This is a genomic window from Micromonospora cremea (genome assembly GCF_900143515.1).
In the GTDB taxonomy this organism is placed as follows: domain Bacteria; phylum Actinomycetota; class Actinomycetes; order Mycobacteriales; family Micromonosporaceae; genus Micromonospora; species Micromonospora cremea.
Window position 1 is genome coordinate 2,176,740 of sequence record NZ_FSQT01000001.1, and the last position, 18,931, is coordinate 2,195,670.

The following is an 18,931-nucleotide window of genomic DNA, read 5'->3' on the forward strand; positions in this document are numbered from 1 at the left end:
GAGCCCGAGGGCCTGCGTGGGCCAGGTGTGGCGGCGGAAACGCCGCGCTGGCGTCCGATCAGATGCCGGTACGGATCAGGCCCGAGCCTTGGCCGGTTGCTTGAGGAAGTTCAACATCGCCTTGTTGACGTCGTCGGCATGTGTCCACGGGATACCGTGCGGCGCACCCTTGAGCGTGATGAGCTCGCTGGTCGGCAGCATCGGCGCGAGCCGCTGGCCGGTCACCGGGAAGGGCAGCACGTTGTCCTTGTCGCCCTGGATGATCAGGACCGGCACGTCGATCTTCGGCAGATCGGGCCGGAAGTCCTCCAGCCAGGCGTCCACCGAGTCGTGGGTAGCCTTGCCGGAGGCCATCGCGCCGATCTGCCAGTGCGCGTGGTACGCCTCCTCGCTGACCAGCTTGCCCTTGTTCTCGCTGTAGTTGAAGAACGCGTCGCAGAACTGGGTCAGATAGGCGAAGCGGTCCTTGGTGATGGCCTTCTGGAACCCCTGGAAGAGGCTCTTGTCGACGCCCTCCGGGTTGTTCTGGGCCTTGACCAGCATCGGTTGCAGCGGGCTGAGCAGCACCGCCCGGCTCACCCGCTGCGAGCCGTAGTTGCCCAGGTAGCGGACCACCTCGCCGGTGCCCATCGAGTGACCCACCAGCATCGCGTCGCGCAGGTCCAGCTCGGTCATCAGGATGTCGACGTCCGCGGCGAAGGTGTTGTAGTCGTACCCGAACGCCGGCTGCGCGGAGTTACCGAAACCGCGCCGATCGAGGGTGATCGTCCGATATCCGGCGTTGAGCAGCGCGTTGGTCTCCTTCTCCCAGGTCGCCCCGTTGAACGGGAAACCGTGGATCAGCACCACCGGCTGACCGGATCCGTGATCCTCGTAGTAGAGGTCGATGGGCGCGGAGTTCTCCGTACCCACGGTGATGAAAGGCATGTTCTTCTCCTGCTCCGGTTCGGGCTATCGGACGTCGGCGCTTTCCCGCCCGATCGCCGGATATGCCGGTTCACCGGGAGGGCCGGACCCTGGGTCGCAGGCCGGCAGGGCGGCCCACTCCATCGACATTTATCAACGTCGCTGTTAGGGTCGCCGGTAGAAAGTTTCGGCGTACGGGAGGTGGGCATGCCCCGTCGGATCCACACCGGCGTCGCCGCGTTGGCCATCGGGGCGGCCACGGCCGCCCTGGGCGCCGCGCCGGCCCACGCCGACCCGGTGGTGCCACGGCACGCCATCGTGGTCTGCCAGAGCGCCAGCTTCTACGCCAACTACGACTCCGCCGGCGGCCCCACGGGTCTGAAACGCACACTCGGGTACGGCAACAAGATCGGCCACACCCCGGGCGCGCACCCGGTCTACAGCGGGTGGGCCGCCTCGTTCGACTTCGGTCCGAACGACTGGGGCTACCTGCGGGCCGAGTGCATCGGCGGGTACGACTCATGGTGAACCGACTCGCCACCCGGGCGACGGCCGGCCTGCTGGCCGGGGTCATCGCCGCTACGCTGAGCGCGCCGGCTCCGGCGCAGGCCGCCAACGGCACCATCGGCCAGCGGGAGACGGTGTGCGCGAGCGACCTGTTCGTCCGCACCCAGCCCAACGGGGCCTGGATGGGCACCCTCTACCAGGGCCAGACCTTCCTCGTCGAGGGTCCCCGCAGCGGCGGTTACATCTACGGCTTCGCCTACGGGCACATCAACCGGCGCGGCTGGGTGCAGGACGGCTGGTTCTGCTGATCCCGTCCGCCCGGCACGCCGCGACACCGGCCGGACAGGGGTGTCCCGACCCGACCGTCGCGGCCTAGCCTCGGGGCGTGATCCTTCCGCCCCGGCTGCGGGCCGTCAGCGACCTGCACATCGGCTATCCGGAGAACCGCTCGTTCGTGCGGGAGCTGCGCCCGGGCAACGACGGCGACTGGCTGCTCGTCGCCGGCGACGTCGCCGAGCGGTACGCCGACATCGAGTGGGCGCTCGGGCTGCTCAGCAGCCGGTTCGCGAGGGTGGTCTGGGCGCCGGGCAACCACGAGCTGTGGACACCGCCCGACGACCCGGTGCAGCTGCGTGGCGAGGAGCGCTACCGCGAGCTGGTGCGGCTGTGTCGGCGGCTGGGGGTCGTCACCCCGGAGGATCCGTACCCGGTGTGGAAGGGCGAGGGCGGTCCGGCCACGATCGCCCCGCTCTTCGTGCTGTACGACTACACGTTCCGGGTGCCCGAGGCGAGCACCAGGCAGGAGTCGCTGGACCTGGCGTACGCGGCGGGGGTGGTGTGCACGGACGAGGCTCTGCTGCACCCCGATCCCCACCCGAGCCGGGAGGCGTGGTGCGAGGCGCGGGTAGCCGAGACCGAGCGGCGACTTGCCGAGCGCAACCCGGCCCTGCCGACCGTGCTGGTCAACCACTATCCGCTGGTACGCGCACCCACCGACGTGCTGTGGTATCCGCAGTTCGCCCAGTGGTGCGGCACCGTGCGCACCCGGGACTGGCACCTGCGCTTCGGCGCGGCCACCGTGGTCTACGGGCACCTGCACATCCCCCGGACGACGTTCCACGACGGGGTGCGCTTCGAGGAGGTCTCCCTCGGCTACCCACGCGAGTGGCAGCGGCGCGGGCCGGTGCCGGACCCGGTGCGCACCATCCATCCGGCGGACGACCTGCGCCGGATGCAGCAGCTGGCGGGCTGACGCACACCGTCGCGACCGGAGGCGGCCACCGGTCTTTTCCGGTGGCCGCCCGCTCGCCGGTCAGCTCGCGTAGACCTCCAGCGCCGCCAGTTGCCCCGCCGGCCAGCCGGTGTTGCCGGTGACGGTGATGCGCAGGTAGCGCGTCTGCGCGGCGGTGAAGGTGAGGGTCACCTGGTTGCCGGTGGCCGGATTGAAGGTGCGCCCGGCCGACGCGACCAGCGTGCCGAAGCTGGCCCCGTCGGTGCTGCCCTGCACCGCGAGGGTCTGCGTCCGGGTGGCCCAGGCCGCCGCCGGCGGCAGCTTGAGCACCACCCGCCCGACCGTGCGTGCCACGCCCAGGTCGACCTGCACCCACTGTGGAAAAGCGCTGTTGACGCTCTCCCAGTAGCTGTTCGGGTCGCCGTCGGCCACGTTGCCCGACCCGTAGCTCTGGGTGTGGCTGCTCTCGGCGGTGGGTCGGCCACGGGCGAGGTCCGCGTTGGCCGGCGCGTCCGTGGTGACCGTGACCGCGTTCGACGGGGCGGAGGTGTTGCCCGCGGTGTCCCGCGCCGTGACGGTGAAGCTGTATCCGGTGGACGGATTGAGCCCGCTCACGGTCGCCGTGGTGCCCGTGACGGTGGCGACCACCGTGCCGCCCTGGCGCACCTGGTAGCCGCTCACCCCGGTGTCGTCGGTCGACACCGTCCAGGCCAGCGACACGCTGGTCGCCGTCCGCCCGGTCACGGTGAGGCCGGTCGGCGCGGTCGGCGGGGTGTCCGGGGTGCCGGTCGCGGCGTACACCTCGACCTGGGCGAGCTGGCCGGCCGGCCAGCCGGTGTTGCCGCCGATGCTGAGCCGGACGTACCGGGCGGCGGTGGCCGGCAGCGTGCGGGTGACGGTGTTGCCGGTCGCCGGGTCGAAGGTGAAGCCGGCGGCCGGGGCGATGGTGCCGAAGGAACTGCCGTCGACGCTGCCCAGCACGGTGATGGTCTGGGTACGCGCCCCCCAGCCGGCGGGCAGCCGCACCACGAGCCGGCCGACCTGGTGACTGGCGCCGAGGTCGACCTGCCACCAGTGCGGGAAGGCGCCGCTGCCGCTCTCCCAGTAGCTGGAGGCGTTGGCGTCCACCGCGTTCGACGCCGGGAACGGGCTGTTCTGGCTGCTCGCCGAGGCGGGACGGCCGGCGGTGAGGTTTCCGCCGGTCGGCGGCGGCCCGCCGAGCATCGGCTGCGTGGGTCGCACCGGGGTGAGCGCGAGCTGGCCCTTGAGCATCCGTCCGCCGTCGGCGGTGATGCGCAGGTAGTAGTCGGAGGAGCAGGCCACGCCGTCCTCGTCCAGGGCCCGGATGTTCGCGCCGGCCGGGGTGGTGGCCTGGGTCTCGGACGTCTTGGCGATCTGGTTGCCCTCGTTGTACTCGTCGAACATGGACACGTAGAGGCCCTGGGAGCCGAGTCGGACCATGTTGTAGATGTGCCGCCAGTAGAAGTCGCCGTGGCGGCGATGCCCAGCGGCGAGGTCACCGGGCATCACGCAGGGCTGGTAGTCGATGCCCCGCGCCGCGCAGTCGGCCATGTCGGGAATGTTGACGTTGTTGTAGTACGAGTCGAGCCCCTCCAGCGTGGTGGTCCGGTAGACCATCCACGGCGAGATCATGTTGAACGCGTGGTAGACGTCGAGGAAGCCGGGGCGGGAGTCCTCGATCCCCTGCCGCCACCAGGTGGGCACGCCACCGATGACGTAACAGCCCTGCGCCTTGAACCAGTTGACGACCTCCAGGCAGGGCCCTGGGATGAAGGGCCGGCTGGGCTCGCTGAAGCCGAAACCCCAGATGCAGACGACCGGCTTGCCGTTCTGTCGGGCGTACGCGCTCGACGCGGTGTGCGCGGACATCTTCGTCGTCCAGTCGGTCTTGATCTCCGACTGCATGTTCAACCAGTCGGTGACGTCGTACATGATGTAGAACTTGCGGCCGTAGCGTTCGGCTGCGGAGCGCACCTTCTGCGTCATCGCGTCGCGGGTCGGCCCCTCGTCGCCCATCGGGTTGAACCGCTGCAACGCGGCGGTGTCGCAGCCGTACTCCTGCATCCAGCGGAAGTGAGTGTCCACGGTCTGCTGGTCGTACGAGGAGAAGAGGGTGGCCGGCGAGCCGTTGCCGAGGTTGGGGTAGGCGGTCGGGTAGCTACGGGTGTACTCGCGCATGTCCGGCCAGGACACGATGGTGGTGTTGCTGGGCGAGGGCGGCTGGAACCGGTCGCGGCTCCAGTGCCACCAGCCGCCGATCGGCGCCGAGTCGCCGGGGCAGCTGAACCAGCCCTGGTAGCCGACCGTCACCTTGCCGACCACGTCCCCGGGAGGACTGGCGGCGCGGGCCGGGCCGCTCAGGGTGGTGAGCAGTTCGGTGGTGGAGGCGGCGGCGAGGGCGGACCCCGCCATCACCGATGTGACGAACCTGCGGCGGGAGACCGCCATGACGACCACTCCTTCGGGACGGAAGGCATTGACGGCCATCGTGGCAGTAGCGGTTGCGGCATCGCAAGAGTTCGACTTATCGATGAAATTATTGGCCAGCAGGTGGGAAATTGGCGAGCACCCCGCCTCTGTCGACCACGCCCGGTGCGACAGCGGGGGCCGGAGCCACGCCGGCTCCGGCCCCCGTTCGATGCGCCCGGGATCCCTACGGAGTCGGGTACTGCGTGACGTAGACCGGCGCGCCGACCTTGGTCATGTCGGCCGCGTCACCGACGCCGTTGACCACGTGGTCGATCGTGCCCGCGCTGAGGTTGACGGTCATGATGTGGTGCAGCCGTACACCCGGGGTGACCGGGACCTCGAAGCCGTTCTCGGTGTGGATCGACGGGTTGTTCTGGTTGAAGACGTAGACCCCGCCGCCGTACAGGGTGTGGTGCCGCACCCGGTCGCCGACCTTGTAGCCGGCCCAACCCTCGACGCCACCGTGCATCCAGTCGGCCTGCGACGGCGGGTCGTACGGCAGCTCGTTCTGGTAGAGGATCGTCGTGCCGTGCTCGCCGTTCCAGACCGTGTTGTACCGCTGGAAGTGCTCGACGAACAGGCCGGCCGCGGTCACGTGGTCGCCGTTGATGACGGCGCCGTAGCGACCGGTGTTGGTCCGCCAGCGGTCCGTGTCACCGTTGACGCCCTCGGTGAAGCCCTCGACGCCGTGGTCGCCGCGCCACACCCAGGTGTGGTCGATGAGCACGTTGTCGCTGTTGACCTCCAGCGCCGTGTTCGCCCGGCCGATGTGCGGGCCGCCGACCCGGAAGTACACGTCGGACAGCGTGGTCGGGTTGCCCGGCGTGCTGACGTTGCGGCCGTGCTGCCGACCCACCCGCAGCAGGACCGGCGACTCGACCCGGCCGGCGTCGATCGTGACGCCGGCGACGACGACACCGGGGACACCGGCGACGTCCAGCGGGATGGCGCCGTTCACCGCGGTGAGCGTGGCGTGCCCGATGCCGAGCACCACGGTGTTGGCACGCCGGACCTCGATGCTGCGCGCGACGTCGTACGTGCCCGGGGTGAGCAGCAGGTGCTTGCCGCGCGCGAGCTGGCTGTTGATGACGTGCACCGGGTCGGACGGCTTGGCGATGAAGAAGTCGTGGATCGGGATCGTCCGGCCCGGCGTCATGCCATCGGCCCAGGAGACGCCCCGGCTGTCACGCTGCGCGGCGGGCACCCGGACGTTGTAGCGACCCTTGCCGTCGACGAAGAGGTACGGCTTCTCCCGGCTCAGCGCGGTGGTCTCCAGCGTCGTGTAGGGCGGGTCCGGGAAGGAGGCGTCGTCCGGCGCACCCTCGACCCCCGCGAAGACCTGGTTCCACACCGCGTTGGACCAGCTGCCGACCTCGCTGTTGCGGGTCAGCCACTGCTGCTGGGAGCCGTTGGTGGTGGCCGGCAGCCGCGAGTCGGCGATGAAGCCGCCGCTGGCGAACTGCGGGCCCGCGGTGCAGTAGTCCATCAGCGACAGCCCGCCACCGCTGATGTTCAGGCGGCGCATGGACACCGCCTGGGACACCGCCCAGAAGTTCGCCGAGGACCGGCAGCCGTCCTGGCCGGCCGCGTTGATCGTGAGCGAGAGGTTGGACAGGGTGCGCCAGAAGTTGACCAACGCGAGGCAGTTGCCGGTGCCGCCGTCGGCCAGGCAGCGGTTGTACACCTCGATCTTGCCGTTGACGGTGACATCGGTGGGCGAGGCGCCCAGGCCGGAGACCTCGGTGTAGTAGCCGACCTTGGCCTGCAACGGCTGCTCGGTCGTCCCGTACGTGCCCGGCTTGAACAGGTAGGCGTGCCGTGCGGTGCCCATCTCGTTGTCGACCTGCCGGGCGTGCGCCGCGTCCAGCGTCTGCTGGATCTCGGCGACCGGCATGCTGGGGTCGAAGATGGTGACGTTGGGCCCAAAGTCCGGGGCGCCGTGCGTCGGCCGGCCGGCGGTGGCGGCGGTGCTGGTCATTGTGACGGCGGTGGTCAGCACCAGCGCGAGGATGACGGTGCGACCGGTTCTCCGGCGTACCCGTCGGGGTTGGGTTGTCATGCGGTTCGTCCTCTCCGCTGGCCGGCGACTGCTCCCGGCACAGCTGGGGCGGTGAGAGCGCTCTCTGGTCCCTCCGGCCGGAGGTCGGGCCGGGACGAAGGGGTTGGCATGTTTCTACCTGGTAAATCGGCCGCACGCTATGACCTCGTACCGCGAAGTTCGGTTCGGGCGGGCGAGAATGGACGATGATGGTGGCGATGCGGGGAGGCGCTGATGCGGATCGACTCGTGCCCGCGTACAACGAACGGGCCGGCATCGTCGCCACGGTCCGTTCGCTGGTGGCCAACGACCACCGGGACATCGAGGTGATCGTGTCGACGACGGTTCGACCGACGGCACGGCCAACCTCGTCGACTCACTGGCTCGATGGCGTCCGGGTGATCCGCAAAGCCCAACGGCGGCAAGGCCGGCGCCCTCAACACCGGGCTCCTGTACGCCTCGCACGACATCATCGTGACCGTCGACGCGGACACCCTCTTCGAACCGAATGCGATCCGACGGCTGATCGAGCCGTTCAACGACCCGCGGATCGGCGCGGTGGCCGGAACCCAAGTAGTGAGCCCACCACGACGTCCACCATGTGGGGGATTCACGCCCGCTTGGCGTGACATGTTCCATTAGCGCTCGTTGCCCCCATTGTCAACGATCCACAACACGGGGGATTTACATGAGCAAGACCTCTGCGTCGCGCAGACGGGTTGGTATTCGTACGCGGCTGGGAGCTTTCGCGTTGCTGGCCGGCGCCCTGCTGCTCACGGCCGGCTCGCCGGCTGTTGCCGCGCCGGAACCGCAGGTGTATCCGAAGCTGAAGCTGACCAAGACCGGAACCCCGGCCACCGGTCTGCAAGCCGGCCACAAGGTCACCTACACCTACACGGTGAAGAACCAGAGCACCGGCACCCACGACCGGATCACCAACATCACCGTCACCGACGACACGGTCACTGGCATCACCTGCAAGGACACCACGCGGTCGGCCATCGAGAGCGAGCATGGTCTTGAGCTCGCGCCGGGAGAAAGCGCCACCTGCACCGGCAAGTACACGGTCACCAGGGCGGACGTCAAGGCCGGCAAGGTGGTCAACACCGCCACAGCGACCGGGCTGTTCCGCAAGGAGAAGGTAACGTCCAACAAGGCCGAATTCACCGTCACCATTAAGGCCAAGCGGGTGCAGGCCAGCCTGTCGATCGACAAGAAGGCCCGCGTCGAGTCGGACTGCCGCAACAAGTGCGAGAACGACGGCTTCGCCTCCAAGGGTGACAAGATTTTCTACACCTACCGGGTGACCAACACCGGCACAGAGACCATCAAGAACGTCGCCGTCGACGACAAGACCGCCGGGCCGGTGGCCTGCAAGAACACTTGGCTGGCCCCGGGCACGAGCACCGACTGCCACGCCGTCCACCCCCACGTGGTGACGTGGGCGGACGTCAAGGCCGGCAAGGTGGTCAACACCGCCACAGCGACCGGCACCTTCTACGACAAGAAGATCGTCTCCGACCCTGCCACCGTCACCGTCTGCATTCGGGACGGCAAGTTCGACCACCGGCATGACGGCAAGGACGGCGAGGACGACCAGGAGCTGCCGGTCACCGGCGATAACACCACCAACATCCTGTCCCTGGGTGGCGGCCTGCTGGCCGCCGGTGGTCTCCTGCTCGGGGCCAGCCGGCTGCGCCGCAAGGTGCTTATCCAGGCCTGATCGGAAGGGCGACAGATTCCGGGCACCGCATGCGGTGCCCGGAGTCTGTCATTTATGACGTGCTACTCAGCAGCTCGCGGTACCAATCGACTTCGCGACTGTGCTGGTCCTAGCTAGACCTCGTCCAGAAACTCGTCGATCATCGGGGCCAGCCAGTCGGCGCGCTGCGGGATCGACGTGTGCGTGGTGCCGGGCAGAACGGCCAGCCGGCAGGCTGGCAGACCGGCCAGGTCGCCGGGCACCGCGCCGCCGAGCAGCCGGAACATCCGCACCGCGTGCTCGGGCTGGACGATGTCCGCGTCGGCCAGCACGATCATGGTGGGCGCGGCCAGCGCGGCGATCTGCTCCGGCGTCCACTGCGGCAGGTTCGCGTCCAGCACCTTCATCTTGGTGACCAGATTGGCCCAGCCCGCCGGGTCCGGCGCGGTCCGCAGGTACTCCTCGTGGAACTCCGAGCCGTGCAGGTGCTCCGGTCGCAGATCCTGGATCCCGTCGAGCAGCCCGGGATGCAGACCCGCGTCGTCGAAGCTCACCGAGGCGAGCACCAGCCGGCCGACCCGGGCGGCGTGGTCGGTGCCCAGGCGCAGGGCCACGGCCGCGCCCATGCTCCAGCCGAACACGTCCGCCCGCGCGACGCCGAGCCGGTCGAGCAGCTCGACCACGTCGGCGGCGAAGTACTCCACGGTCAGCGGACGGTCGAGATCCGGCGTGTGACCGTGCGCCTGCAACTCGACCGCGATCACCCGCCGGGTCTTCGCCAGGAGCGGCAGGATTGCACCGAACGAGGTGCCGATGCCGGAGAGCGCGCCGTGGATCAGCACCAGCGGGCGGTCCTCGCCGCTGCCATGCTCTTCGTGGTAAATGTCCATGACCACACGGTGCGCCGGGGCGCTTACGGCCGGCTTCAGGTCGCCTTGCCGAGGACGGGCTTGCCCTAGGATGACCGCCGTGCAGTTCGGGGTGCTCGGACCGCTCGCCGTCACCACGGACGCCGGCGAGCCGGTGGTGGTGCCCGGCACCAAGGTGCGGGCGCTGCTGGCCGACTTGTTGACCAGCCGCAACCAGGTGGTCTCGGCGGACCGCCTCATCGACGACCTGTGGGGCGACGACGCACCCGCCAATCCCGCTGGCGCCCTCCAGGTGCGGGTGTCGCAGTTGCGCAGGGCGCTCAACGATGCCGAGCCGGGTGCCCGCGAGATGATCGAGTCCCGGCCGCCGGGGTACCTGCTGCGGGCCAGCGCGATCGACGCCGACCGGTTCGCCGAGCTCGCCCGGTGCACCGACGTCGAGCGGCTCACCGAGGCCCTCGCGCTGTGGCGCGGCGAGGCGTACGCCGACGTGGGCGCCGCCGAGTTCGTCCGCGCGGAGGCGACCCGGCTCGCCGAGCAGCGCCTCACCGTGCACGAACGGCTGGCCGAGGCTCGGGTGCTCCGGGGCGAGCACGACCTGGTCGCCGCCGACCTGGCGGAGCTGGTCGCCCGGCACCCGCTGCGTGAGGGCCTGCGGGCGGTGCAGCTACGCGCCCTGTACGCGGCCGGCCGCCAGTCCGAGGCGCTGGACAGCTACGCCGAGCTGCGCGACCGGCTCGCCGAGGAGCTGGGCCTCGACCCCGGGCCGGAGCTGGTCGCCCTGCACCGGCGGATCCTCGAACAGGACGCCGGCCTGAGCGCGCCGCCGAAGGCCGCGATCATCCGCAACAGCCTGCCGGCCCAGTTGGACGAGCTGGTCGGGCGGGCCGAGGCACTGGCCGAGCTGCGGGCCCTGCTGCCGCGGCAGCGGCTGGTCACGCTCGTCGGGCCGGGCGGTGTCGGCAAGACCCGGCTGGCCACCGAGACCGCCCGCACGCAGTCCTTTCCGGACGGTGTCCACCTGGTCGAGCTGGCCCCGCTGCCCGCCGGCGACCCGCGCGTCGCCGAGCAGGTGCTCGGCGCGCTGGACACCCGCGAGACCGCCGGTACGAGCATGTCCGCCGCAGATCGGCTCGCCGCGGCGCTGCGACACCGACACCTCCTGCTCGTGCTGGACAACTGCGAGCACGTGATCGAGCCGGTCGCCGACCTGGTGGCCGGGCTGCTGCGCGAGGCGCCCGGGGTGCGGGTGCTCGCCACCAGCCGGGAGCCGCTCGGCCTCACCGGGGAGCTGCTTTGGGAGGTACCCCCGCTGTCCGTGCCGCAGGACGGGGACCTCGACGCGGTCCGGCGCTCGGCGGCGGCCCGGTTGTTCGCCGCCCGCGCCGCCGCACAGCAGCGGGGTTTCCGCCTCGACAGCCAGACCGCTCCCGTGGTGGCTCAGCTCTGCCGCCGCCTCGACGGCCTGCCGCTGGCGCTGGAGTTGGCGGCGACCCGGGTCCGCGCGCTCGGTGTGCGCGGCGTGGTGGACCGGCTGGATGACCGGTTCCGGCTGCTCACCACCCAGCAACGGGACCTGCCGCCGCGGCAGCGGACGCTGACCGCGGTGATCGGCTGGAGCTGGGACCTGCTCGACGAGGCCGACCGGGTGGTGCTCGCCCGGCTGGCGGTGTTCAGTGACGGCTGCACCCCGGAGGCCGCCGAGCGGGTCTGCCAGACCGACCTGGACGCGCTGGCCCGGCTGGTGGACCGGTCGCTGGTGGTGCTGGACGATTCCGGCTCAGCGCCGCGTTACCGGCTGCTCGAATCGGTCGCCGCGTTCTGCCTGGACCGTCTGACCGACAGCGACGACGTACGCGCGCGGCACGCCGGCTACTACACCGAGCTGGCCGAACGCACCGATCCGCAGCTGCGCGGCGCCGACCAGCAGCGGTGGCTGGCGCTGCTCGACGCGGAGACGGCGAACCTGCGGACGGCGCTGGTCCACGGCGGCGGGCTGCGGCTGGCGATCGCGCTGAGCTGGTACTGGTATCTGCGCGGCCGGCTCACCGAGGCGCGGCGGGCGCTGGCGGTGCCCGGTGACCCGGCACAGGAGGCCGGCGCGGCGGCCTGGCGGGTCGGCTTCGCGCTGTTGCAGGGCGACCCGATCGTGCCGGCCGAGCTACGCGCCGCGCTGGCCGGCGACCCGGACGGCCGCGCCGCCTGGTTCGCGGCCAACGCGGTGATCGAACACAGCGACCTGGCCCTGGCGGCGGAGCTGCTGCCCACCGCCGCCGCCGACCCGTGGACCGAGGCCGCGGTGCTCGCCTCCCGAGCCAAGATCGCGCATGCGACGGGTGACCAGGCCGCGCTGGAGAGCGCCGCGACCCGCAGCGCCGCGCTGTTCGCCCGCATCGGCGACCGGTGGGGCCGGCTCCAGGCGACCGAGTGGGTGGGTGGGCTGGCCGACATGCGCGGCGAGCACGAACGCGCCGCCGCCCTGCACCGGGAGGGGCTGCGCTGGGCCGAGGAGCTGGCGCTGTGGCCGCAGGTGTGCACCGAGCTGTCGTGGCTGGCCTGGCTCGCGGTGCAGACCCGCGACTACGCGCAGGGCCGGGAGCTGGCCGAGCGCGCGTACCAGCTGGCGATGGAGCAGGCGATGCCCAGTGCGCTGGTCTTCGCGGAGATGAGCCTCGGGCTGGCCGCCCGCCGGGACGGCAAACTCGACGTGGCCGTCACCCACCTCACCCGCCTCGCCGAGCGGGGGCGCGGCGAGACGCAGCCCGCGCTCTACTTGCCCCTGATCCTGGTCGAGCTGGGTTACGCGGTCGAGCAGGGCGGCGACCCGGACGCCGCGCTGGCCCTGCACATCGAGGCGTTCGAGGCCGCCGAGGCGATGGCGATCCCGCGGGACGCGGTCAGCACCCTGGAGGGGATGGCGTCGGCGGTGCGCTCCCCCGAGGTCGCCGCCCGGCTGCTCGGCGCCGCGGCCGCCGCCCGGCTCGCCGTCCAGGCCCCGGCCGCCCCAGCCGAACGCGACGACACCGACCGGGTGACCGAACGGGTGCTGGCCGCGCTCGGGCGGGAACGCTTCGACGCGCTGGTCGCCGAGGGCGCGAAGCTGAGCCCGGGCGAGGCCCGGGCTCGGCTCTGATCGGTGGTCAGGCGGCCGTCTTCGGCCGGTACGAGGCGATGATCACGCCGCTCTTGTGCACCCGGGTGTCGATCAGGTCGAACGACGCCTTGAAGTCCGTCAGCGGCACCGTCAGGCTGGGGGCGCCCTCCAGCACGGGGTGGATCCAGAACCGGACCTCGTCCACCAGCCCCGCCCGGATCAGCTGTGCGGTGACCGAGCCGAAGCCGTACTGGATGATTTCCCTGCCCTCCTGTGCCTTCAGCTTGGTGACCGCCTCGACCAGGTCGCCCTGGAGCACCTCCGTGTTGTTCCAGGTGGGGTTGGTCAGGGTGGTCGAGGCGACGTACTTCTTGACGTTGTTGAAGTACGCGGCGCCGGTGCTCGGGTCGCTCTCGTCCATGCTCGGCCAGGCGACGGACATGCCGTCGTAGGTGGCGCGGCCCATCAGCATCGCGTCCGCGCGGTCGGTCTGCTCGCCGGCGAAGCTGGCGGCCTCCTCGTCGAAGTACGGCGACGTCCACATGGGGTTCTCGATGACGCCGTCGAGGGTGATGTAGGTCGAGTTGATGAGCTTGCGCATCGGAATCTCCTGGTCGGTCGTGTTCTTCGGTGACACCCAGAACTGTGCCGGCTCGCGCTTACGATTCGCTTCAGGTGCCCTTACCCGCGTCCGTGACCCGGCGGTCAGGCCGTCGGCTCCGGGTCGGTCAGAGGGATCGGCAGCGCCTGCGCGGCCGCCGTGCCGCCACCGGTGGAGTGCGCCGGCGCGGGGCGGTCGCCGGTCCGGCTGTGCAGCCGCCCGCGTCCCGTCGGACCGGCGCGCCGGGTCACCTCGCAGGTCACCATCCGCACCGGCGGAGGGGGCGCGGTGAAACGGCCGACGCCCCAGCGCACCCAGATCGGGATGCGGCCGGCGTCCCCCTCCGCACGCAGCTTCTGCACCGTCCGGGCCCGATCGGTGTGGTCGACCTCCACGACCACCGGCGGGCCGTCGGGGCGGGCACACGCCACGTCGAGGACCGAGTGCCGCTGCTCCAGCGGCGGTGGCAACGGCAGGACGCTGGGGGCGCGCCGGTAGACCCGCCAGCCCTGGGCCTTAGCCCATCGCACGACCGAATCGATCACCCGTGCGGTGACCTCGTCGGTGTCCAGGTCGACGAAGGTCAGGTCGTCCAGCCAGCCGCCCAGGTCGGCGGCCAGCCGCTCGCCTTCCGCCGTGACGTCCACCGGCGCAGGATATCGCCTCAGGCGGCGGTGGTCGCAGTCGCGGCGCTGGCGCTCGGCCAGGCAGAATCGGAGGGCGTAATCACGACGATCGTCCGGGGGGACGCGGGATGACTGAGCTGACCGGCGCTCCGATCACCGATTCGGACCTCCGGATCGTGCCGGCCAACGAGGCCTCGTGGGACGACCTCCAGGACATCCTCGGCACCGCCGACGCGGGCCGGTGCCAGTGCCAGTGGTTCAAGGTCGCCGGCTGGCTGTGGCGAGCCTCCACCCGGGAAGAGCGGATCGCGTCGTTCCGGGAGCAGACCGGCTGCGGCGAGCCGGACGCCCCGACCACCAGCGGGCTGGTCGCGTACCTCGACGACCAGCCGGCGGGCTGGGTCACGGTCGAGCCCAGGACGGCGTACCCGAAGCTGCGCAACCAGCGGGTCCCCTGGCTGGGCCGCGACGAGGACAAGGACGACGGCGGCGTCTGGGCGGTGACCTGCCTGGTGGTCCGCAGGGGCTACCGGGGTCGCGGCCTCACCTATCCCCTGGCCCGCGCCGCGGTCGACTTCGCTCGGGAGCGCGGCGCGCGGTCGCTGGAGGCGTACCCGATGCTCGCCGAGGCGGGCAAGCAGATCACGTGGGGTGAGGCGCACGTCGGGGTCCGGCAGATCTTCGAGGACGCCGGGCTCACCGAGGTCAGCCACCCCACGCTGCGGCGGGTGGTCATGCGGATCGATTTCGCCTGATCGACACGGGATCGGCGATGTCGGTGTGTCCAACCGACGCGGATACCCCAACATCGCCGACCTGGAGTCGATCACGGCAAGGCGGGACGAGCCGGTTCCCGCTGGCCGGGAGGTCAGCTCCGCCGCCACCCCCAGCGACGCGAGGCGGCCACGCCCGACGCCGACTTCTCCCGGGCCACCATCTCGGCCGCCACACGGAGGGCCTGGGCGGGCTGTGCGCCGGCCGGCCCCAGCAGCTCCACCAGCCGATTGCCGAGCCCCAGCACCATCCCGGCGCGGTCGAAATCCCGGATCAGCGCCAGGCACTGCGCGTACACGCCGTAGGTGTTGGCCATCTCCCAGAGACTCAGCGGGCGCAGCGGGTCGAGCAGCCCCTGGCGCAGCTCGCAGGCCCGGGACGCGGCCAGCGCCGCCTCTCGGATCGAGTCGTCCGAGGAGGGTCGCGTGATGGACCGGTGCAGCAACGCGACGGCCTGGTTGTGATAGGCGGTGCCCATCGCCTCCCTGGTCCGGGGCCCGGCGGACGGCGGGGATGCGACGGTGAGCAGACCCACGGCCACGGCCCGCTCCACCAGCTCCAGCCGGGTGACGGGCTGACCGGCGGCGAACGCGACCTCCGCCAGGTCCACCAGAGCGGTGATCAGCTCCGCGAGCGCCTCGTCCCACGCCGGAGCGGCCACGTCGCCGCCCTCGGCCGCCACCGCGTCATGCAACCGCTCGAAGATGGCGATGGCCTCACCGCCGGGCGTCATCCCGTCGGCGGCCCTGCCCAGCGCCGACAGCAGCATCCCGCGCCGCCACAGCGACCGGGCCAGCTGCTGCTGGTCGCGGCGGTTCACCCGGCCCGGGCCCTGCGCGGCCTGCCGGTAGGCGTCGATCACCCGCACCCAGAGCCGGTCCGCCTCCGCCCAGGTGTCCTGCCGCGTCGAGTGCTCCCGCGCCCGCTCGAACAGCCGTTCCCGCTCGTCCGGTCCCATCTCCCGCACCGCCCTCCGCGCTGGCCACCCGCGACACCGCCGGCCTACGACAGTGAACGTCATCGATTCTAGGGCGGTGGCGTCGCAGAGCCGTAGGGACGTCTCACTGGGTCGCGGTCGCGATGCAGCGGCGCAACTGCGTCACGGCCTCGGCTGGACCTTCGATCGTGACGCCGCTCGGCTGACCCGCCAACTCCCGGCCCCACACCCAGCGCAGCATCGCCGCCGGCGGGCCGGTGACGCTCACGTCGGCGGCGTCGGCCGCGCCGTCAGTCACGCGGAACACCCCCGGCCCGGTGCGTACCGACCACGCCGCGCCGTCGGTGCGCAAGGTGTACGTCCAGCCCGGCGAGTCGTCCAGGATCTCCGTGAAGAACTTGGCCCACTCGGCCACCCCGTACTCCACGAACACCTTGAGCAGCTCGTCGACGCCGTCGACGGCGAGATCATCCGGAATGGGCGCGACCGGCGCACCGACGCCCAACTCGGCGTCGATGCGGTGGATGACGGTCTCCTGCGCCATCCGCCGCATCCAGAAGCCCACGGTCTGGCCCGGCGCGTACCAGGAGCCCGCCGCGTCCTCCGGGTCGTGCGCCGCGAACTCGGCCAGCAGCCCGGCATACGCCCGGTCGAGCAACGCCAGCGGCTCCTCTGTCGCAAGCTCAGCCGGTGGCCAGGGCTCAGGCTCGGCGCCGTCGCGGATGGCCAGGGTCTTGTGGAGATAGACCTCGCCGACGTGACGGGTCAGGTCGGCGACACTCCAACCAGGGCAGCTGGGCACCGCCGCGGTGAAATCGGTCGGGGCGACGGCGCGCAGCCGGGCGAAGTCGTCCGCAAGGCAATCGAGGAATCGGGAGAGCTCCATGCCGGACAGTCGACCACACGGCGACGGGTTGCGGGAGCCCCACACGGGGCAGACGGATCGGGAGCCGGCCCGGATCGGCCGGCTCCCGGGTGGTCAGGCCGCCGCGCGTACCCGGTAGGCCAGGTGGGTGACCCCGTTGCCCTCGACGACGTTGATGGGCCCGTCCAGCTGGAGCGGCGCGATCTTCAGGTCGGCGAAGAGCGGGATGCCGTCTCCGAGCAGGACCGGCACGAGGTCGACGTGCACCTCGTCGAGCAGACCCGCCTGGATGACCTGGGTTGCGATCGTGCCGCCGTTGACGCCGACCTCCTTGTCGCCGGCGAGCGCCTTCGCCCGGTCGATGGCGCTCCCGATGCCGTCGGTGACGAAGACGAACGAGTCGTTCTCCGGGGCCCAACCGTCCGGCACGCGGTGGGTGACCACCACGACGGGCACATCCATCGGATGGCGGCCGCCCCATCCGTTGGTCATGTCGAAGAGCCGCCGGCCGACGACCAGCGCGCCGGTCCGCTCGATGAGATCGCGCAGGTGTCGCGCGCTCGCGGCGGAGGTCCGGAAGGTCATCTCGGGATGGGCCGTCGGCGTCTCGATGTCGCCGTTGCCGTACCACTGGAAGAGGTACTCGAAGCCACCGTGGGACGCGTCCGCGATGTAGCCATCCAACGACATCGTCGCCCCGGTCGTCACCTTCGTCATCGATCCGCTCCCTTGGTTGCTGGCACTCCGCCGGTGGAACCGGTATGCCCGGCCCTCACCCCATGGTCGAAGCCGGCAGCAGCGTCCTCGACGCTTGGTTCAAGATTTTTCCGCCCAGCGCCGTCCGGCGATCGCACTGTCCGGTGTGACCGCCCTTCGGGCTCAGCGGATCTGCGCGGCGACGGCGGCAGCCGCAACGGTCGCCCCGGCGTCGTTGAGGTGCAGGTGGTCCCCGTGGTCGTACGCGGGACGCAGGGCGTCCGGGTTGGCCGGATCGGCGAGGATCCGGTCGAGGTCGACGACGGCGTCGTACTCGCCACCGGTCCGGATCCAGCGGTTCAGCTCGTCCCGGACCGCCTCCTTCTCCGGCGTGTCATAGCCCATCGCGTGCCTGACTGGCGGAATCGTGGCGCCGATGACGGTGACCCCGTGGGCCCGGGCGGCCCGGATCAGCGCCCGATGGCCGTCGACGAGCTGGCCGAACGTCACCACCGCTGAGGCGCCGCAGCCGAAGTCCGGGTAGCCACCGGCACCGATGTCGTTGATCCCGATCAGGACGACCGCCGCGCGTACGCCGGGCTGCCCGAGCACGTCATGCCGGAACCGGCTGACGCCACGCTCGCCGTAGCAGGGCGAGTCGGCGAGCAACTTGTTGCCGCTGATCCCGGCGTTCACCACGGCGAGCGGACGGCCGGCGGCGACCAGATTCTCGGCCAACTGGTCGGGGTAGCGGTTGTCGGCGCCGGGCGTGGAGCCGTAGCCGTCGGTGTGCGAGTCGCCGAACGTCACCACCGTGCCCCGGGTGCGTGGCGAGCCGGCCACGTCGACGCCGGACAGGTGGTACCAGGACTGGCTGGTCTCGCCGGCGAACGCGGCGGAACGGTGGTCGAAGCGGTGGTCGCCCGAGGCGCGGTAGGTGGTGGTGAGCCCGCTCTGGTGGAAGGTCGCCGGTCCGCTGGGTCCGGCGAAGTACAGCGTGACGGACAGCGCGTCGAGCGCCCGGACCGGCAGGAGCACCGGGTCGGACGTGGCCTCCGTGCCGGCCGCCAGGGTGGTCGACAGTCGGTGGTGGAACGTGAGCGGACGAAGGGTTCCGGGCTGCACGGCCGCCCCGGACGTCGGTCGGCCGACAGTGGCGCCGGTCAGCCGCAGCGGTTCATCGCCGTACCGGTTGGACAGCCGGATCCGGAGCAGGGAGCCGGCGGCGCTGACCCGGACCACCTGTCGTACGGACTGGTCGGTGAAGCCCGGGATGGACCAGTTCGGGCCGTCCCAGTCATTGCCCGGCACCGGATGGTGGTGCGCTGCCACCCAGGCCGCCGACCAGCCGTTGGGTGCGTCAGGCTGGGCGGTCGCGGCGCTGGCCGGAACGGCCGGCGCCAGCAGGAACAGGGCGATGAGTGCAGCGAGGATGCGACCTGTCGACAAGAACACGGGATTGTCCCTTCGGGAGGTGCCGAGCCTTCGGCAGCGGGTGGTCCGGCCGGCCGCCGGGGTCGCGGCGGCCGGCCATGTGGTTCACCCTGCGCCGCGCGCCTTACGGTTTCTTTACGGTGATCTGCCCGCCACCGGCC

Annotated in this window: 17 protein-coding genes; 7 read left to right on the plus strand and 10 right to left on the minus strand. The window is 71.2% G+C overall.

The annotated features are described in order from the left end of the window. Positions 1 to 75 precede the first annotated feature (75 nt). Positions 76 to 927: an alpha/beta fold hydrolase gene (locus BUS84_RS10055; RefSeq protein ID WP_074310772.1), complete on the minus strand. Its 852-nt coding sequence runs from the start codon at positions 925 to 927 to the stop codon at positions 76 to 78. 186 nt (positions 928 to 1,113) lie between these two features. On the opposite strand from BUS84_RS10055, the gene BUS84_RS10060 reads away from it, so the two are divergent. From BUS84_RS10060 to BUS84_RS10070, 3 genes are all read left to right on the plus strand, one after another. Continuing rightward, positions 1,114 to 1,434 carry a hypothetical protein gene (locus BUS84_RS10060; protein ID WP_074310774.1) on the plus strand — a complete coding sequence of 107 codons (321 nt, stop codon included), beginning with the start codon at positions 1,114 to 1,116 and terminating at the stop codon, positions 1,432 to 1,434. Continuing rightward, positions 1,428 to 1,721 carry a hypothetical protein gene (locus BUS84_RS10065; RefSeq protein WP_074310776.1) on the plus strand — a complete coding sequence of 98 codons (294 nt, stop codon included), beginning with the start codon at positions 1,428 to 1,430 and terminating at the stop codon, positions 1,719 to 1,721. Before BUS84_RS10060 ends, BUS84_RS10065 begins: the two co-directional genes overlap by 7 nt. Before the next feature lie 77 nt (positions 1,722 to 1,798). Further along, positions 1,799 to 2,665, plus strand: coding sequence for a metallophosphoesterase family protein (locus tag BUS84_RS10070; protein WP_074310778.1), 867 nt, complete (start codon positions 1,799 to 1,801; stop codon positions 2,663 to 2,665). 60 nt (positions 2,666 to 2,725) lie between these two features. Here BUS84_RS10070 and BUS84_RS10075 read toward each other — a convergent pair whose 3' ends face one another. After that, entirely contained in the window at positions 2,726 to 5,113 is a 2,388-nt protein-coding gene (locus BUS84_RS10075; protein WP_074312438.1) for a galactose-binding domain-containing protein, read from the minus strand. Positions 5,114 to 5,318: 205 nt separating this feature from the next. Continuing rightward, a complete protein-coding gene (locus BUS84_RS10080) occupies positions 5,319 to 7,193 on the minus strand; it encodes an adenylyl cyclase (protein WP_074310780.1) in 1,875 nt (624 codons plus the stop codon). A gap of 453 nt (positions 7,194 to 7,646) precedes the next feature. On the opposite strand from BUS84_RS10080, the gene BUS84_RS39770 reads away from it, so the two are divergent. Together BUS84_RS39770 and BUS84_RS10090 are read left to right on the plus strand one after the other, a co-directional pair. Beyond that, positions 7,647 to 7,814 (plus strand): hypothetical protein, encoded by a 168-nt coding sequence (locus BUS84_RS39770; RefSeq protein WP_244298462.1) that lies wholly within the window; start codon positions 7,647 to 7,649, stop codon positions 7,812 to 7,814. 46 nt (positions 7,815 to 7,860) lie between these two features. Further along, positions 7,861 to 8,895: a DUF7507 domain-containing protein gene (locus BUS84_RS10090; protein ID WP_143728312.1), complete on the plus strand. Its 1,035-nt coding sequence runs from the start codon at positions 7,861 to 7,863 to the stop codon at positions 8,893 to 8,895. Positions 8,896 to 9,008: 113 nt separating this feature from the next. Here the strand turns inward: BUS84_RS10090 and BUS84_RS10095 are convergent, their stop codons facing one another. After that, a complete protein-coding gene (locus tag BUS84_RS10095) occupies positions 9,009 to 9,764 on the minus strand; it encodes an alpha/beta fold hydrolase (RefSeq protein ID WP_074312440.1) in 756 nt (251 codons plus the stop codon). 70 nt (positions 9,765 to 9,834) lie between these two features. Between BUS84_RS10095 and BUS84_RS10100 the strand changes: the two genes are divergently transcribed. Further along, complete coding sequence (locus tag BUS84_RS10100; protein WP_244298463.1) at positions 9,835 to 12,876, plus strand: AfsR/SARP family transcriptional regulator; 3,042 nt, start codon at positions 9,835 to 9,837, stop codon at positions 12,874 to 12,876. Positions 12,877 to 12,883: 7 nt separating this feature from the next. On the opposite strand, the gene BUS84_RS10105 is transcribed toward BUS84_RS10100, so the two are convergent. Together BUS84_RS10105 and BUS84_RS10110 are read right to left on the minus strand one after the other, a co-directional pair. Further along, positions 12,884 to 13,438, minus strand: a complete 555-nt coding sequence (locus BUS84_RS10105; protein WP_074312444.1) for a dihydrofolate reductase family protein — start codon at positions 13,436 to 13,438, stop codon at positions 12,884 to 12,886. 104 nt (positions 13,439 to 13,542) lie between these two features. Continuing rightward, positions 13,543 to 14,085, minus strand: a complete 543-nt coding sequence (locus BUS84_RS10110; RefSeq protein WP_074310784.1) for a hypothetical protein — start codon at positions 14,083 to 14,085, stop codon at positions 13,543 to 13,545. A gap of 107 nt (positions 14,086 to 14,192) precedes the next feature. Here BUS84_RS10110 and BUS84_RS10115 point away from each other — a divergent pair, with 107 nt between their 5' ends. After that, positions 14,193 to 14,819, plus strand: coding sequence for a GNAT family N-acetyltransferase (locus tag BUS84_RS10115; protein WP_074310786.1), 627 nt, complete (start codon positions 14,193 to 14,195; stop codon positions 14,817 to 14,819). Positions 14,820 to 14,932: 113 nt separating this feature from the next. Here BUS84_RS10115 and BUS84_RS10120 read toward each other — a convergent pair whose 3' ends face one another. The 4 genes from BUS84_RS10120 to BUS84_RS10135 all read right to left on the minus strand — a co-directional run bounded on the left by BUS84_RS10120 (position 14,933) and on the right by BUS84_RS10135 (position 18,791). Next, on the minus strand, positions 14,933 to 15,796 hold the full coding sequence (locus BUS84_RS10120; protein ID WP_143728313.1) for a hypothetical protein: 864 nt from the start codon (positions 15,794 to 15,796) through the stop codon (positions 14,933 to 14,935). A gap of 103 nt (positions 15,797 to 15,899) precedes the next feature. Then, the gene (locus BUS84_RS10125; protein WP_074310790.1) at positions 15,900 to 16,661 is read right to left on the minus strand and encodes a maleylpyruvate isomerase family mycothiol-dependent enzyme; all 762 of its coding nucleotides are present in this window, start codon (positions 16,659 to 16,661) and stop codon (positions 15,900 to 15,902) included. A 93-nt stretch (positions 16,662 to 16,754) separates the two neighbouring features. Then, complete coding sequence (locus BUS84_RS10130; protein ID WP_074310792.1) at positions 16,755 to 17,357, minus strand: dihydrofolate reductase family protein; 603 nt, start codon at positions 17,355 to 17,357, stop codon at positions 16,755 to 16,757. A gap of 162 nt (positions 17,358 to 17,519) precedes the next feature. After that, on the minus strand, positions 17,520 to 18,791 hold the full coding sequence (locus BUS84_RS10135) for an SGNH/GDSL hydrolase family protein (protein ID WP_074310794.1): 1,272 nt from the start codon (positions 18,789 to 18,791) through the stop codon (positions 17,520 to 17,522). Positions 18,792 to 18,931 lie beyond the last annotated feature (140 nt).

Coding starts and splice junctions, on each gene's coding strand:
- BUS84_RS10090 (WP_143728312.1), top strand. CDS start 7,861: ATGAGCAAGACCTCTGCGTCGCGCAGACGGGTTGGTATTCGTACGCGG.
- BUS84_RS10080 (WP_074310780.1), bottom strand. CDS start 7,193: ATGACAACCCAACCCCGACGGGTACGCCGGAGAACCGGTCGCACCGTC.
- BUS84_RS10075 (WP_074312438.1), bottom strand. CDS start 5,113: ATGGCGGTCTCCCGCCGCAGGTTCGTCACATCGGTGATGGCGGGGTCC.
- BUS84_RS10095 (WP_074312440.1), bottom strand. CDS start 9,764: ATGGACATTTACCACGAAGAGCATGGCAGCGGCGAGGACCGCCCGCTG.
- BUS84_RS10125 (WP_074310790.1), bottom strand. CDS start 16,661: ATGGAGCTCTCCCGATTCCTCGATTGCCTTGCGGACGACTTCGCCCGG.
- BUS84_RS10060 (WP_074310774.1), top strand. CDS start 1,114: ATGCCCCGTCGGATCCACACCGGCGTCGCCGCGTTGGCCATCGGGGCG.
- BUS84_RS10100 (WP_244298463.1), top strand. CDS start 9,835: ATGACCGCCGTGCAGTTCGGGGTGCTCGGACCGCTCGCCGTCACCACG.
- BUS84_RS10115 (WP_074310786.1), top strand. CDS start 14,193: ATGACTGAGCTGACCGGCGCTCCGATCACCGATTCGGACCTCCGGATC.
- BUS84_RS10120 (WP_143728313.1), bottom strand. CDS start 15,796: ATGGGACCGGACGAGCGGGAACGGCTGTTCGAGCGGGCGCGGGAGCAC.
- BUS84_RS10055 (WP_074310772.1), bottom strand. CDS start 927: ATGCCTTTCATCACCGTGGGTACGGAGAACTCCGCGCCCATCGACCTC.
- BUS84_RS10130 (WP_074310792.1), bottom strand. CDS start 17,357: ATGACGAAGGTGACGACCGGGGCGACGATGTCGTTGGATGGCTACATC.
- BUS84_RS10065 (WP_074310776.1), top strand. CDS start 1,428: ATGGTGAACCGACTCGCCACCCGGGCGACGGCCGGCCTGCTGGCCGGG.
- BUS84_RS10105 (WP_074312444.1), bottom strand. CDS start 13,438: ATGCGCAAGCTCATCAACTCGACCTACATCACCCTCGACGGCGTCATC.